General features: G+C 59.3%; 1 protein-coding gene. It reads right to left on the bottom strand.

Annotated features, from left to right (window positions below):
• A partial coding sequence (locus tag SB660_RS19725; RefSeq protein ID WP_410583955.1) for a hypothetical protein occupies positions 1 to 223 on the bottom strand: 223 nt, incomplete at its 3' end.
• Positions 224 to 302: the final 79 nt, after the last annotated feature.

Here is a 302-nt window from a genome sequence, read left to right as displayed (position 1 = left end):
GGCTCCCATCCTCGACGAACGGAATCTCCAGAACGTCAGCGGGGACCTGCATGACGGCGCTAACGCTTTCTACGACAACCGGTCCCGTCGCCCGTCCTTTGATAAGCGGCCCGCCGTACTCTTCGTGATTGCCGCAGGTCAATACGGTCGCGACGCGCAGTATGCCTTTCCGGTTAATCGCCAGCGGCCATATTGCCAGCAAGGTGTCGTCGTCGTAGATCATGACAACAGCCACAACTGCGCCCGTGGCGATCGCACGTCTCGCTGCAAGTTCGCAGTACTGATAGGTAAGGCAAGGCGTA

It is taken from the genome of Bacillus sp. SIMBA_005 (assembly GCF_046535585.1).
GTDB lineage: Bacteria > Bacillota > Bacilli > Bacillales > Bacillaceae > Bacillus > Bacillus pumilus.
The sequence above is the reverse complement of the archived record's forward strand: the minus strand, read 5'-3'. Positions and strand labels throughout refer to the sequence as shown.